1 protein-coding gene is annotated in these 474 nt (G+C 52.5%); it reads right to left on the bottom strand.

Annotation, left to right across the window (positions count from 1 at the left end; translation table 11 throughout):
* Positions 1–474 (bottom strand): autotransporter outer membrane beta-barrel domain-containing protein (locus tag A7Z29_RS23080; RefSeq protein ID WP_123058439.1); only part of this gene is annotated, 474 nt, incomplete at both ends.

Genomic DNA, 474 nt, shown 5'->3' with positions numbered 1-474 from the left:
CCTTCGGTGCTGTCCTCAACCAGAGTGCCATTGTCTTCAGTATGATTGTCTGCCTTCACATCCATCCACGTCAGTTGCATTTTAGGCTGCAACCAGTAGCTGGTGCGGGCATCTGCGCTTTCACCAAGACGGAAGGTATAACCCGCTTCAATGGCGGCGGTGATACCGTCAGAGTGATATTTTTCACTGGGCAGATACTCGCCGGAGACGGTGTTATCAAACCAGTTATAGAGCAACCAGCTATCAACATAAGTTACTGTTTTATCTGCTTCGTTAGCGTACCAGGTGCCATACACCCCCACACTGTAGCCGTCGATTTGCCCACGAGAGCTGTACCCGGTCAGGCTGGAATGCGTGTGACTCTTGCTGTTGGCATAGCCAGCCATCAGGCCGAGATGCCAGCGATCGAGTGCGTTACTGCTCCATTGCGCAAGATCGCCGCCAAGTTGCAGAACATAACGGTTGCTCTGAGTG

The sequence above is a fragment of the Escherichia sp. MOD1-EC6842 genome, assembly GCF_002965705.1.
Taxonomy (GTDB): Bacteria; Pseudomonadota; Gammaproteobacteria; order Enterobacterales; family Enterobacteriaceae; genus Escherichia; species Escherichia ruysiae.
Note: the sequence above shows the minus strand (reverse complement) of the source record. Positions and strands in the feature narration are given on the sequence as shown.